The organism is Hymenobacter sp. UYAg731 (assembly GCF_054061335.1).
Window position 1 is genome coordinate 13944 of record NZ_JBSSEC010000010.1, and the last position, 13437, is coordinate 27380.

Sequence of the window (13437 nt, forward strand, 5' to 3'; positions counted from 1 at the left end):
TCAGGCCAAAGCCGCTGCTTCGGTGCGGGCCGGTACCGCTTCGGCCACCGTCCGCACCGCGCCCCGCCGGGCCACGAAGATGCCGGCGGTCCGCAGCTCCTTACGCCAGGCCCATAGCTGCCGGAGCGCCACCGGGCCGGTAGCGTAGGGGTGAAGGGCATCGGTTGCCAGGGCTTCGGCGGGCAGCTCCAGCCAGGTGAGCACCTCGCGCAGCACGCTTGCGTCGGCGTGGCTCACGTAGGCATCCAGCTCCAGGCCCTGGGTGAGCTGGGGTGCGGGCGCACCGGCGCGCCGGGCGTAGCCGTAGCGGTAGCCGCGCCGCAGGGCCAGCACGTCGGCCAGCACTGCCGAGCCGGTGGGGTGCCCGCCCGCCCCGCGCCCGCGCAGGAACTGCGGCCCGGCGTATTCGGCCGCAATCACCACGCCGTTGAACTCGTGCTCCACGGTGAACAGCGGCGACTCTGGCCCCACCAGCTGCGGCGTCACAAGGGCCGTCACGCGGCCATCGGCCAGGCGCTCCACGCTGGCCACTACCTTGATTTTCTGGCCCTGCGCCGCCGCGTAGGCAATATCCGCCGCGCCAATGCCCTCAATGCCCAGGTTCAGCACCTCATCCGCTTCCAGAAAAACCCCGTAGGCGTGGGCCGCCAGAATCACCGCCTTTGAGCGCGGGTCAAACGCGCCCATGTCCAGCGCTGGGTCGGTTTCAGCAAAGCCTTTGGCCTGCGCCTCGGCCAGGGCCGGGCCGTAGTCGGAGCCTTCCTCGCTCATGCGCGTGAGCACGTAGTTGGACGAGCCATTGAAGATGCCCTGCACCGCCCGCAGCGGCTCATGGCTGAAATAGCCGTCCAGCGTCCGCACCACCGGGATGCTGCCGCACACGGCCGCCTCATACAGCAGCGCGCCGCCGTGCTGCTGCTCCAGCTGCACCAACTCGGCGAGATGGCGGGCCAGCATGGCCTTGTTGGCCGTCACCACCCGCCGGCCCTGGCGCAACGCCGCGCTCACTAATCGGAACGCCTCATCGGCATCGTCGATGACTTCCACCAGCACGTCCAGCGTGGGGTCGTTCAGCAGCTCATCGGCGTGGTAGGTGAAGCGGTCGGCGGGCAGCGAACGGGGCTTGGTGGGGCTTTTCACGGCAATGCGCGTGATGGCCAGCCCCAGGCCGGGCTGCTGTTGCAGGATGTCGTAAAAGCCCTGCCCCACGCAGCCAAAACCAATCAGGCCGAGGCGCAGGAGTTGTTTATCAGAATCCATAGGATGGATGGTTTTCAAAGGTCAGAAAAGAAGTAGGGTACGACCCCGCACCCTACCCGTTAATGCACAAACGTGGGCGCGTAGAACAGCTCCAGGAAATGCGTGATGGCCGCCGTTTCCAGCAGGAACCCGTCGTGCCCGTAGCGCGAGTCCAGCTCGGCATACATCGCGCCGGGAATGTGGGCCGCCAGCTCCCGCTGCTCCGTGAGCGGAAACAGGACATCGGAGGTGATGCCCAGCACCAGCGTGCGCGCCCCAATGCGGGCCAGCGCCGCCGGCACCCCGCCCCGGTTGCGGCCCAGGTGGTGGGTGTCCATGCTCCGGCTCAGGGAAACATAGCTGTAGGCATCAAAGCGCGACACCAGTTTATCGCCCTGGTAGCGCTGGTAGGCGCTGGCACGGTGCTCGCGCAACAGCTCGTCGTCGGTAGGGTCGGTCTGGGTTTCGGCGTAGGCCGAGTAGCTGCGGTAGCTGAGCAGGGCCATGGCGCGGGCGGCGCGCAGGCCGTCGTCGCCCCCGCCGGGCTGGCCGGCGGCGTAGGTCGGGTCGGCCTCAATGGCCAGCCGCTGGGCCTCATTAAAGGCAATGCCCCAGGCTGAATGCCGGGCGTTGGTGGCAATGACGACCAAATGGTCGAACAAATCGGGCCGCTGCACGGCCCACTCCAGCGCCTGCTGCCCACCCATTGAGCCGCCAATCAGCGTGTTGATATCCGCCAAATCCAACTCTTCCCGCAGCGCCTCGTGCGCCGCCACCAGGTCGCGGATTGTCAGCAGCGGGAAGTGCTGGAAGCGCGCCTGGCCAGTGGCCGGGTCGGCATCGAGCGGCCCGGTGCTGCCGTAGCACGAGCCCAGCACGTTGGCGCACACGATAAACCACTCGGTGGGGTCGTAGTAGCAGCCCGGCCCTACCAGGCCCGGCCACCAGGCCAGTACGTCGGCGTTGGCCGTGAGGGCGTGGCACACCCACACCACATTGTCGCGGTCTTCGTTGAGCTGGCCCCAGGTCTGGTAGGCTACGTGCGCCCCGGTCAGGGTTTCGCCGCTTTCCAGGGTCAGGTCCGGCAGTTCAAATACTTGGGTTGGCATAATTCAATTAAGTAGCACAGCTTCAGAACCAGCGAACCGGCCCGACGCAATAGTTTCTCACTCCCATTTCTCCTCCCATCACGGAAGAGGCCCGGGCCGGCGCACCGATTCTAAAGCTGCGATAAAACTCGGCCGCCAGCGAGACTGGCACCGACCCGCCAAGGGTGGCCCGCTGGCGGCAATATTGTTAGTGGTTAACGGTTAGTGGTTAACGATTAATCCTCAGTGGTTTTTACCATGTCACTGACCACTAATCGTTAACCACTAAAAACTATACTTCCAGCGGCTGGGCGTGCTTCAGTGCGGGCTCGCCCACTTCCTCGCCCTCCGTCGGCAGGCTGGCCGTGTTGCCGATGGCATCAAACGCCGCCTGCAAGTCGGCCTTGATGTCGTCGAAATGCTCGATGCCCACCGACAGGCGCAGCGAGGTGGGCGTGACGCCGGCGGCCAGCTGCTCCTCCTCGCTCAGCTGCTGATGCGTGGTGGCCGAGGGCTGGATGATGAGCGTTTTGGCATCGCCCACGTTGGCCAGGTGGCTGATGAGCTTCAGGCTGTCGATGAATTGCGAGGCATTTTCCTTGGTGCCCTTGATGCGGAACGAAAGCACGCCGCCGTAGCCGCGCTTGAGGTACTTGCTGGCGATGGCGTGGTAGGGGCTGCTGGCCAAGCCGGGGTAGTTCACGCTTTCCACCTGCGGGTGCTGCTCCAGCCAGTTGGCTACTTTCAGGGCATTTTCCACGGTGCGGTCCACGCGCAGGCTCAGGGTTTCGAGGCCAATGAGCAGCTGCCAGGAGTTGAACGGGCTGATGGAAGGCCCAAAGTCGCGTAGCCCCTCCACCCGCGCCCGGATGATGAAGGCAATGTTGCCAAATGGCCCGCCCTTGCCAAATACGTCATTGAAAATCAAGCCGTGGTAGCCATCGCTCGGCTCGGTGAACTGCGGGAATTTGCCGTTGCCGAAATCGTAGGTGCCGCCATCCACAATCACGCCGCCCACGCTGGTGCCGTGCCCGCCAATCCACTTCGTGGCCGATTCCACCACGATGTGCGCGCCGTGCTCCAGCGGCCGGAACAAGTAGCCGCCCGCGCCAAAGGTATTGTCCACAATCAGCGGCAAGTCGTGCTTCTTCGCAACGGCCGCGATGGCCTCAAAATCCGGAATGCTGAAGCTGGGGTTGCCAATGGTTTCCAGGTAAATAGCCTTGGTCTTCTCGTCAATCAGCGGCTCAAACGAAGCCGGGTTATCACCGTCCGCAAAGCGCGCCTCGATGCCCAAGCGATTGAACGCCACCTTGAACTGGTTGTAGGTGCCGCCGTACAGGTAGGCCGTGCTCACGAAGTTGTCGCCGGCCTGCAGAATGTTGTTCAAAGCAATGAACTGGGCCGCCTGACCCGAGCCGGTGGCCAGTGCCGCCACGCCGCCCTCCAGCGCCGCCACGCGCTGCTCGAACACGTCGGTGGTGGGGTTCATCAGGCGGGTGTAGATGTTGCCGAACTCCTTCAGGGCAAACAGATTGGCCCCGTGCTCGGCGCTTTTGAATACGTAGCTGGTGGTCTGGAACAGCGGCACGGCGCGGGCCCCGGTGGTGGGGTCGGGCTGCTGGCCGGCGTGGAGCTGAAGGGTTTCGAAGTGTTGGGGCTGAACGGACATGATGTTGATATTTTAAGCGGTGAAGCGTTGATTATGAATGTTGAATTAGAGTTGAGCCAGCGCCTCCAGCAGCACGGCCGGGTCGGGCCGCTGCTTAAAGTTGGCTTCGGTGGCGGCCCAGGCAATGATGCCATCCCGGGCGATGACGAACGTGCCCGTCAGCGGCAGCTCGCCGCTATCGTCGCCGTTGAAAATGGCCAAGTCGATGCCCACGCCGTGCAGCGTGTGGTACACGGCATCGCCCACCTGGTAGGCCAGCCCGTACTGCCGGGCCACCGCGTTGCCGAGGTCGCTCAGCACTGGGAAGCGCAACTCCTTTTCCTCGGCCGTGAGGCTGGTGAGGTCCGGCGTTTGGGGCGAAACAGCCACCAGCGTGGCATTAAAGCCCTTGAAATCGGCCAGGGCCTGGTTGTAGGCCCGCAGTTGCACATTGCAGTAGGGGCACCAGTTGCCGCGATAAAACACCAGCACCACCGGGCCGCTGGCCAGCAGCGTCGTCAGCGAAACTGGCTGGCCCGCCGCGTCTGGCAGGGTGAAAGCGGGAGCCGTTTGGCCGGCCCGGAGGCTGCGTTGCGCCAAACCGGCCGCATGCACGGCCGCAATGCCGGCATCGATGGTTTGGCTGGCGGTGGCGGGCAGCAGGGTGGCCAAGTGTTGGGCCGTAGCGGCCAGTTCGGGTTGAATGGAAGCGGGAGTGGTGAGCGTGGACATGCGAAGTCGAGAAGAATATCTGGGTGAGGGAGAGAGACTTCTTCGGGGAGCATGGTCCGCCTGGGGCGGTAGTCCGGTGCAGCGCGGGCCGGCCAGTGGCCGCGTTCAGCGCATTCGATGCACCCGCGTGGCCCCAACGGGCCAGGTACAATGGCATTCCCACGAAGAAGAAAGAGGAGGTTGTTAGGCCGAAATCAGACTAGCAACAACACGCGCAACAACAGCACATTCGCATTCGCCCGTTGGGCAATGCCACAATCCGGCCGCCATCGGCCGAAACGAAGAAACCCGATGCCAGGGCGCGAAAAGCAGCCGGAGCATTCGGGAGAAAAAAAGCAGGATGTGAGGGATTTTCCATGGCACTCGAATCATCTGTCCCAGCGCGGCCGAAGCTGCGGGTGGGTAGGAATTGGCACCTTTCGTTTTGCGAAGGTTGCCAGTGGGTCACGGAGCCTAGTCTCTCGCCACTTCTGTATAAAACTTGAAAACTGCCCACCGTTAGCGGGGAGTACCTGTTTGGTATTGGCAAATGTACGGGAGAATTTTTGGGATGGGCAAGCGGGGGAGTGAAAATATTTTTGGTGGGGTGTTGGTGAACGTCTGGAACGTCATGCCGCGCGTAGCCGAGGCATCTCGCGTGCTACTGCTGAGTTTTTTTCCACGATTGGTTTACTCTCCCGAGCGAGATGCCCCGGTTACGCTCGGCATGACGTTCTGGGAGCATCGCCCTTATGACCCCACCAAACGCAAAAAAGCCACCCTGAAACAGAGTGGCTTTTCTCACCTTTTTTCTGCAAAAAAGTACCTAGAGACTAGGTATGGTCAACACCTGTCCCACTTCAATGTGGTCAGGGTTGTCGCCGATGAGCGCCTTATTGGCGTCGTATATCTGGTGCCACTTGGCGGCGTCGCCGTAGTGGTGTCTTGCTATTTTGGAGAGGGAATCACCGCTGACAACGGTATACGTGTTGCCGGTGGCTTCCGGTTTGGCATTGCCAAAAAAATCGGTGCCGCCAGCCGCCGGCTTAGCCGCGGGCTCTGCGGGCTTCTGGTCGCCTTTGTCGCTGATGAAATCGAAGAGTCCCATGGTATCAGTGAGGTTAAATGGAGAGATGAGTGCTGCCGAAAGCGCTTGTGAGCGGGCCGACCGGGTTGCTATACGGGCAAGCCCAAGCGGGGTTGCGCTCTAAACTCTTTTGCGTCTGCGTCGTAAGCCGACGAGTCCGCACCTCGCGTGTCACTTTCATTCTTTCACCATCACCCTTTTTGCCCATGAAACTCCAGTCCCTTTTTTCGCTCCGTTACTTCGCCAGTCTGCTGCTGCTTGTGTCGCTTTTTGCCGCTTCGTGCAGCAACGATAAAGGCAAAGTGGAGGGCGTGAACATGCTGTACGGCACCGATAGCAAGGTGTGGAAAACCGCCAAGGAAACCGATACCGCCGGCGACAAAGTAAAGCAAACTGACGCCCAAAAGCAGGAAGAACTGCGCATTTTCGCCAACGGTACTTACAACATGACCGGGGCCAGCGGGGCCGTTTCGGGCAAATACACGTTTGACCAAGCCGGCAAAACTGTCACCATGACCCCCGACGGTACCACTACCAGCAACACCTTCGCCGTGGAAACCCTCACTGACAAAAAGCTCACGCTGAAATCGGCCGACGGGGCCGCCCTGATGCTCGAAGCCGAGTAAACCATTCCGGAATCAACCAAACGAAAAGCCTCGAACCACGCCGGTTCGGGGCTTTTTTTGTGGCAGAATTCCCGCCAGCGCCATTCGTTTTTGCCTCAGTGCGCTACCTTTCTGCCAATTCCGACCGCGCTGTGCGGCTTTCCTCCTCCTTTTTTCTGTTGATGTTTACTCATCTGAAAGCGGCCACCGCGCTACTCGCGGTGGCCCTGTTCGCGCCGGCGGCCTATGCCCAGGCCCCTAATCCGCTGCCCACCCACGCAGTGCGTAGCATCAACCCGACGGATACCGATTTCCGGGATTTGGAATTCCTGAAAGCGGAAATCGGCCCGGCTCGGGTGGTGATGCTGGGCGAGCCCAGCCACGGCGAAGGCAACGTGTTCGAAGCCAAAATCCGGCTCCTGCGCTTTTTGCGCCAGCAAATGGGCTTCACCACGGTGGCGTTTGAGAGCGGGTTTTATGACTTGCACAAGGCCCAGCAGGCGCTGGAGGCTGGCCGCCCGGCGCAGGAGGCCATTGGCAACAGCGTGTTTCCGGTCTGGACATCGACGCAGGAGTTTCAGGGCATTTTGCCACTGCTGGGCCGGCAAGGGCTGCGCGTGGCCGGCTTCGACCCGCAGCTGACCGGCGAGTACAGCGGCGATATGGTGGACGACCTGGAGGAATTCCTGGCTCCGGATAAGAGCGCGGCCCTGCTCAATTATGACTACCTTGAGCAGGTCATCGGTTTCATGGGTGAGCATTTCTCATTTGTGCCCACCACCACGCTCGCCGAGTTTGAGAAGGAAATGGCCAAAGTGGCCAAGCTGGTGAACAAAGCCGCCACCGGTTCCGACGCGAAGCGGCGCACCGAAGCCACGTTCTGGCAGCAAAACCTGCGCAGCCTGCTGGCTCAGGCCCGCGACTATGCCCTGAACGACCCCGGCGCGAAAACGGAGCAGGAGTTCAAGGCAACTGACAGCAACCCGCGCGATGCCCAGATGGCCGACAACCTGCTGTGGTATGTGAAGCAGCACCCGCAGGAAAAGGTGGTTTGTTGGGCCGCCCTGCCCCACCTGGCCAACCGCACCGACCACTTCGATAATGCCGAAATGCAGGCCTACCGGCCCATGGGCCGGGCCGTGAAGGATGGCCTCGGCCCCGACCAGGTATACATTCTGGGCACGCTGGCGGGCAGTGGCACCCACGGCTTCCCGGCCATGGGCTACAAGCCGGTGCCCGCACCGGTGGCCGGCTCGCTCGAAGCCGGCCTGCTGGCCCAGCCCGCCGACTACGCCTTCGTGAGCCTGAAGCACGACGCGCCGGGCCAGCGCCTGACCACGTATGCGTTGGACTATCAGCCTGTTGCCGGCCCGTGGAGCGAAGCGGTAGATGGCTTCCTGTTTTTGCGCGGTGTGAGCCCGCCGCACGGCGCAGCGGCCGGTGCTGTTGTTGCCGAAGCAGCTTCGGTCGATAGCACGGTGGCCCGTACCAGTCCAGGCGCACTGAATCCGGCGGCCCTGCCCCGCCGCGTGCGGGCCGCCGCTGCCGGAGCCACCGCCTTGGTGCGCGGCGTGGTGCTCGACCGCAAAACCGGCCAGCCGGTGCCCTACGCTTCGGTCTCGGTGTCCGCCCAGGGCGTGGGCACGGTGGCCGACGGGCAGGGCCGCTTCGTGCTGCGGGCCAGCGGGCCGGTGCAGGTGAGCAGCGTGGGCTACGCCTCCGCCACGGTAGCTGCCACCACCGACGAACTACTGACCGTGCGGCTGGCCCCGGCCGCCTACGAACTCAAGGACGTGCAGGTGCGCGGCGAAAGCCTCAACCCGCGCAAGATTATGAAGAAGGTACTGGCGGCAGCTCCGCAGAACTACGAACAGGCCGATTACTCGGCGCAACTGTACACCCGGCGGCGGGTTATCAACTTCGATACGCTGCGCTACGAGGCAGAATACGTGAGCCAAACGTTTGAGCCGGCTGGCTACCGTAACTGGAATGGCGGCTTCCTGATGTGGGGGGCCCAGCATCAGATTAGGGTGCAGGAAGCGCATGTGCTGAAACGCCCCGCCGCGCTCATGCGAGCGTCGGACCTGATTGAGAACGGCCAGGGGTTTTATGCCGCCGCCGCCGACCCGGTTCGCATCTCGCCCCTTTTCAAAACCAGCACTGTGAATAAGTTTCGCTTTCACCTAGACAGCGTGCTGGTGCGCGGGGGCGAAACCGTGTACCTGATGAGCTTCGCCGTGAAAAGAGCCAGCCATCGCAGCACCGGCACTTACCTCGAAGCCGGGTATTCGGGCCGGCTCGAAATTCAGCAGCGCGACTATGCCGTGACCCGCTACGAGGCCCTGTGGGAAAAAGACACGGTGAAATGGAACGCCGTGGCGCATAAGCACGCGCCAAAACACGACTTCGTTTCCCGTCTCTACAACACCATTCTGACCGATTCGCGCACCGACCATGTGGTGGAGTATGCCAAAGGAGCAAGTGGCCGCTACCACGTGCGCCACAGCACGGGGCAGGGCATCGGGGCAGGCCGCGTCATTGGCGGCAAACCCTTTTACACCCAGAAATTCTGCGACGAATATTTCACCGATTTACCGGTGGGTACCGCCTTGCCGCCGCCCAACCCCAAAACCGAGCTGCGGCTGGTAGGGCACGAGTTGGAAGAGTTAAAACTCGCCGAATATCACCCCGGATTTTGGCAAACCTACTCGCGCCCCACGGCGGGGAAATGAGTTAAAAGTTAAAAGTGAGGAGTTAGAAATAGACTGCTCCTCACTCCTCACTTTTAGCTTTTAACTCCCTTTTTCGCAAACACCCGCGCCACCCAGCGCGGCAGAAAAATGGTGCCCAGCACCAAATACAGGTAGTACGTGACCACCCGGTACAGCAGCACCATGAAGCTGGTGAGGGTGGCCGTGCCGATGAACTTGCCGAAAAACGTGGGAAATGCCCCTTCCACGATGCCCGCGCCGCCCGGCGTGACGGCCAGCAGCAGCAGCACTTTGTAGGTGAGATTGCGGGCGAAGATGAACAGGAACGTATCAGCATCCATGGGCACGAAGGCGGCAATGAGGCAGCCGATAACCAGGTAGCGGGCCGTCCAGACGAAGAACGTGCTGCCCGCCGCCCGCACCCAGTAGATGGCTGGGTTGCCGCGCAGCTGGATAGATGCCTCCATCATGCCCTGGCCGTGCTTGTAGGCCGAGCGCTGCCAGCGCCGCAGCAGCCGGAACGAGAACAGCCGCACCAACAGCCGCCGCACCGATTTCGGATTGATGAAAATGGCGTACAGCATCAGCCCCGCGTAGGCCGTGACGGCCACGTAGCTGATGATGAACGCCACGCGCAACGTGGCGATGAACGCGCCCTGCATGGCCTCGTGCGGGTAGAGCCCGGCCCCGGCAATACTCACCACCAGCGGCACCATGATGACGTAGTACAGGTTGTCCATCAGGGCGGTAACCATAATGTAGGCCAGCGACTTGCCCAGCGGAATCCCTTCCTTGTTCAGAATAAAGGAGGCCACCGCCGTGCCGCCCACCGCCGACGGCAGGACACAGGAGGCGAACTCCCAAATCATAATCACGTCGAGGCTTTGGCGGTAGCTCAGCTCACGCTCGGCAATGTGCCGGATGCGGTAGATGTAGCCAAAATCGCGGGCCAGCAGCACCAGCAGCGTGACCAGCAGCCACTCCCACCGGGCGTGGCCCAGCGGGGCCAAATCGCCCGGCTTGTAGCTGCGCCAGAACATAAACCCTACCACGCTCAGGCCAATCACGACGGGCAGAATGAGCCGCGAGGGCTGCAAGCGCTGCAAAAAATGCGCGTCGTCTTCGGGCAGGGGAGCGAGGGTTTTATCGGTCATCGAAGGAAATAAAGCAGCCGGGCAAAAGTAGGGGGTAGCCGGCCGGCGGCTGATTAAAAATGGATTAAGGGGTTATGAAAAACGTCATGCCGGAATAAACTCAGCATGACGTTTTCATTGATAACCCGCAGTGTTGGGCTAGGGCCGGCCGCCGGGGCTGCCTGCCGGTACCGTGCCGTTGGGCGTGCTGGTGCCGGGCGAGGGCGCGTTGGCCGGTGCGTTGAGGGGGCTGGTGGCCGGAGCCGGGGTCTGGCGATTGGTCGAGTCGGCGGGCTGGGCCGTGGCGGGGCGCAGCCCGGGATAGCCGCCGGGGCGCTGCCCGGGCTGGGAGCGGCCGGTGCTGTCGGTAGCCGGCTTGCCGGAAATGCTGTCGGCGGGCGCAGTGCCGCGCTGCTGGCCGGGGTAGCCGCCGGGGCGGCCACCAGCGCCGGCCGGCGCTGCGCCGGGGTAGCCACCGGGGCGGGCCATGCCAGCGGGCGCACCAGTTGGCGCGCCGGCCGGGCGAGCGCCGCCGCCGCCAGGAGCGCCGCCACCGCCAGGAGCGCCGCCACCGCCAGGAGCGCCACCGCCACCACCACCGCTGCCAATGTCACCGCCGCCGCCTTCGCCGCCGCTTTTGAGGTCGTCGTTGTTGATGCTCTTGCCGCGACGCGTGGGCGGGGCCACTGTGAGCTTGCCGATGCGGTAGCTGATGTTCACCTTAAAGCTCATGTTGTGCAGCACGTTGCGGCTGGCTTGGTCGATGAGCGGCGACACCACGGTGTTGCGAATGGTGATGCTGGGCGTGAAGAAGTTCTCGGCCCCGAAGCCGATGCTGCCGCGCTTCTCGGCGAAGTCGCGCTTCACGCTGAGGCTGTACACGCCGAAGCTGCTTTGGGTGCCTTGCAGCTGCACCTGGTTGCCTCGGTAGAAGGCGAAGGCCTGCAGGCCCCACACCGGCGTGAAATTATAGGAGCCAAACACGCGGCCACTCATCACAAAGCCTTCATTAGCGGCGTTGAAATTGGCATCGGGCACGTTGTTGGTGAGGGTGACGTAGTAGAAATCAGTGCCGGCGTTCAGGCTGAGCTTGCCGTTGTTGATGTTGGCGAACAGGCTGCCGCCGTAGGCCGTCTGCCGGCCGATGTTGGCGTAGCTGGTTTGCACTGTATCAAGGCCGCGTACCGTGCGCAACGCCTCGATAGAACCTGTAGTATTGCGCACAAATGAGCTGAAATTCAGGTTCAAGCGCTTGTATGCGGTGCTGTAGCCTAATTCGTAGTTATCGGTATATTCGGGGGCCAGCGACGGATTACCTTTGCTGATGTTCTTCGGGTTCTGCGCGCTTACGTTGGGGTTCAGAAACTGCAGCGAAGGGCGCTGAATCCGCTTGTTATAAGCCAGTTTCAGCACGTTGCCGTTGGCGAGCTTGCGCGAGAAGTTCACGCTGGGCACCAGCACGCCATAGTTAGGAATGTTGGTTTTCGCCGTGTCAGTCTTGGCAAAATCGGCCTGAATAGTCGTGTATTCGTAGCGCAGACCCGGCTTGAGTGTGAAGCCCTTGGGCAGGCCCAGGGTGTAGGCCACGTAGCCGGCCGTTACGTTCTGGCGGTAGGTAAATACGTTGCTGGAGTTCAGTAGCCCCACATTGGGCAGTACTTCGCCATTGGCCCCATAGTTGGTGGTGGCGTAGTCCGAATTCACGCGGCGCAGAATATTCTTCGCGCCCATCTCCAGAATCTGGGTTTTGCTGATGGGGTTCTGATAATCCAGCTGCACCGTGTATTCCTCGTTGTAGCTCGGGTTGTCGTTCACAATCCGGCGCGTTAGGCTGGCCGCATCGGAAGTGCTCAGAATGTTGTTGGTAAAGCTGTTGGTGCGGTCGTTGCGGCTAAACAAGGTCAGCAGGCTGATTTCGTGCTGCGGCTTCTCGAAGCTGTGCGAGTAGTTCAGGCTGGCATCCACGGTACCCGACAGGTCCTTGGAGTAGGTGTCGCGCTGGTCGGTGCTCAGGGGCGCGCCCGTGGCGAAAGCGCCGGCGTAGCTGGTGCGCAGCAGGCCATCCTGGTAGTTCTGGCCGCTGCGGGTGCCGTAGGCCACCGAAGCTTGCAGCGAGTTGAACTTGTCAATATCATAATCCCAGCCCAGCGTGTAGCGCCCAAAAATCTGTTGCAGGCGCGTGTTGGCCGATTGCAGCGTGGTGGTGGCCGAGTCGTCGGCAATGCTGCGCGTCACCTGCGTGTTGCTGAACTCGCCCGGCACGTTGTACTGTGCCCGGCCGAAACCGCCCAGCGAGAAGCCCATTTTGCCGGTGCGCAGGCTGCCATTCAGGCTCAGGTTGCTGCTGCGGGTGCCGGCGCTGACGTCGATGCCCAGCGTGGCCCCGCGCAGGTTGTTGCTCTTGGTGATGATGTTGATAATACCGCCCGAACCCTCCGCGTCGTACTTGGCCGAGGGCGAGGTGATGACCTCCACCGTCTTAATCTGGTCGGCCGGAATCTGCTTCAAAGCGTCGGCAATGCTGTTGGCCGCGATGGTCGAGGGCTTGTTGTTGATGAGCACCTTGATGTTGCTGGAACCGCGCAGGCTCACGTTGCCATCCAAATCCACGCTCAGCAGGGGCACGCGCTTGAGCACGTCGGTGGCATCGCCGCCCCGGGCGGTCTGGTCGTTTTCGGCGTTGTACACCGTGCGGTCCACCCGCTCCTCGATGATGGCCTTTTGGCCCGTCACTACTACTTCGCCCAACTTCTGGGACGAAGTGCCCAGCGCCACGGTGCCCAGATTAATCACGCCGCCGGCGGGCACTATCACGCCGGGACGGTCCTCATTTTTATAGCCCAGAAGGCTGATTTGCACCGTGTACGTCCCGGCCGGAATGCCGGCCAGTACGAATTTGCCATCATCGCCGGCCACGCCGCCGTTCACGGGCGCGCCCGCCGCGTCTAGCACCGCCACCGTGGCGTAGGATACCGGCTTGCCGGTGGTGGCATCGGTCACGGTACCGCTCACGCGGCCCGCCGCCGCGCGCGGCGCGGCCGGAGCCGCCGTAGCGGGGCGGGTGCCCGTGGGCGGCCCTTGCTGCGCAACGGCTAACTGGTTGATGCCCAGCAGGGCGGAAAATAATACGGCGGAAGCCGGTAAGGTTCGTCTCATACAATTCATAACGGCCAAAGTGCCGTAATTGGGGCCGAGGGTTGCATCCTCCCGGT

The 13437-nt window shown here is 62.6% G+C and carries 9 protein-coding genes and 1 riboswitch; of the genes, 2 read left to right on the forward strand and 7 right to left on the reverse strand.

Annotated features, from left to right (window positions below):
• The 5 genes from ACVWYF_RS21975 to ACVWYF_RS21995 form a co-directional block, all read right to left on the reverse strand.
• On the reverse strand, positions 1-1260 hold the full coding sequence (locus ACVWYF_RS21975; protein WP_457072251.1) for a homoserine dehydrogenase: 1260 nt from the start codon (positions 1258-1260) through the stop codon (positions 1-3).
• Between the two features lie 59 nt (positions 1261-1319).
• Positions 1320-2348, reverse strand: coding sequence for a homoserine O-acetyltransferase MetX (gene metX, locus ACVWYF_RS21980; protein WP_457072253.1), 1029 nt, complete (start codon positions 2346-2348; stop codon positions 1320-1322).
• A 271-nt stretch (positions 2349-2619) separates the two neighbouring features.
• Positions 2620-3999: an O-acetylhomoserine aminocarboxypropyltransferase/cysteine synthase family protein gene (locus ACVWYF_RS21985; protein WP_457072255.1), complete on the reverse strand. Its 1380-nt coding sequence runs from the start codon at positions 3997-3999 to the stop codon at positions 2620-2622.
• Between the two features lie 45 nt (positions 4000-4044).
• Positions 4045-4710 carry a peroxiredoxin-like family protein gene (locus ACVWYF_RS21990; protein ID WP_457072257.1) on the reverse strand — a complete coding sequence of 222 codons (666 nt, stop codon included), beginning with the start codon at positions 4708-4710 and terminating at the stop codon, positions 4045-4047.
• 365 nt (positions 4711-5075) lie between these two features.
• Positions 5076-5191: riboswitch (SAM riboswitch) on the reverse strand.
• Positions 5192-5515: 324 nt separating this feature from the next.
• The gene (locus tag ACVWYF_RS21995; protein ID WP_457072260.1) at positions 5516-5797 is read right to left on the reverse strand and encodes a LysM peptidoglycan-binding domain-containing protein; all 282 of its coding nucleotides are present in this window, start codon (positions 5795-5797) and stop codon (positions 5516-5518) included.
• Between the two features lie 185 nt (positions 5798-5982).
• On the opposite strand from ACVWYF_RS21995, the gene ACVWYF_RS22000 reads away from it, so the two are divergent.
• Both ACVWYF_RS22000 and ACVWYF_RS22005 read left to right on the forward strand, forming a co-directional pair.
• A complete protein-coding gene (locus ACVWYF_RS22000; protein ID WP_457072262.1) occupies positions 5983-6402 on the forward strand; it encodes a hypothetical protein in 420 nt (139 codons plus the stop codon).
• A gap of 161 nt (positions 6403-6563) precedes the next feature.
• The gene (locus ACVWYF_RS22005; protein ID WP_457072264.1) at positions 6564-9113 is read left to right on the forward strand and encodes an erythromycin esterase family protein; all 2550 of its coding nucleotides are present in this window, start codon (positions 6564-6566) and stop codon (positions 9111-9113) included.
• A 53-nt stretch (positions 9114-9166) separates the two neighbouring features.
• On the opposite strand, the gene ACVWYF_RS22010 is transcribed toward ACVWYF_RS22005, so the two are convergent.
• Both ACVWYF_RS22010 and ACVWYF_RS22015 read right to left on the reverse strand, forming a co-directional pair.
• Positions 9167-10246, reverse strand: a complete 1080-nt coding sequence (locus ACVWYF_RS22010; protein WP_457072266.1) for a lysylphosphatidylglycerol synthase transmembrane domain-containing protein — start codon at positions 10244-10246, stop codon at positions 9167-9169.
• Between the two features lie 138 nt (positions 10247-10384).
• Positions 10385-13381 carry a TonB-dependent receptor domain-containing protein gene (locus tag ACVWYF_RS22015; RefSeq protein WP_457072268.1) on the reverse strand — a complete coding sequence of 999 codons (2997 nt, stop codon included), beginning with the start codon at positions 13379-13381 and terminating at the stop codon, positions 10385-10387.
• Positions 13382-13437: the final 56 nt, after the last annotated feature.

Excerpts from the sequence above, each read along its gene's own strand:
- ACVWYF_RS21975 (WP_457072251.1), bottom strand. The coding sequence starts at position 1,260 with ATGGATTCTGATAAACAACTCCTGCGCCTCGGCCTGATTGGTTTTGGC.
- metX (WP_457072253.1), bottom strand. The coding sequence starts at position 2,348 with ATGCCAACCCAAGTATTTGAACTGCCGGACCTGACCCTGGAAAGCGGC.
- ACVWYF_RS21985 (WP_457072255.1), bottom strand. The coding sequence starts at position 3,999 with ATGTCCGTTCAGCCCCAACACTTCGAAACCCTTCAGCTCCACGCCGGC.
- ACVWYF_RS21990 (WP_457072257.1), bottom strand. The coding sequence starts at position 4,710 with ATGTCCACGCTCACCACTCCCGCTTCCATTCAACCCGAACTGGCCGCT.
- ACVWYF_RS21995 (WP_457072260.1), bottom strand. The coding sequence starts at position 5,797 with ATGGGACTCTTCGATTTCATCAGCGACAAAGGCGACCAGAAGCCCGCA.
- ACVWYF_RS22000 (WP_457072262.1), top strand. The coding sequence starts at position 5,983 with ATGAAACTCCAGTCCCTTTTTTCGCTCCGTTACTTCGCCAGTCTGCTG.
- ACVWYF_RS22005 (WP_457072264.1), top strand. The coding sequence starts at position 6,564 with ATGTTTACTCATCTGAAAGCGGCCACCGCGCTACTCGCGGTGGCCCTG.
- ACVWYF_RS22010 (WP_457072266.1), bottom strand. The coding sequence starts at position 10,246 with ATGACCGATAAAACCCTCGCTCCCCTGCCCGAAGACGACGCGCATTTT.
- ACVWYF_RS22015 (WP_457072268.1), bottom strand. The coding sequence starts at position 13,381 with ATGAGACGAACCTTACCGGCTTCCGCCGTATTATTTTCCGCCCTGCTG.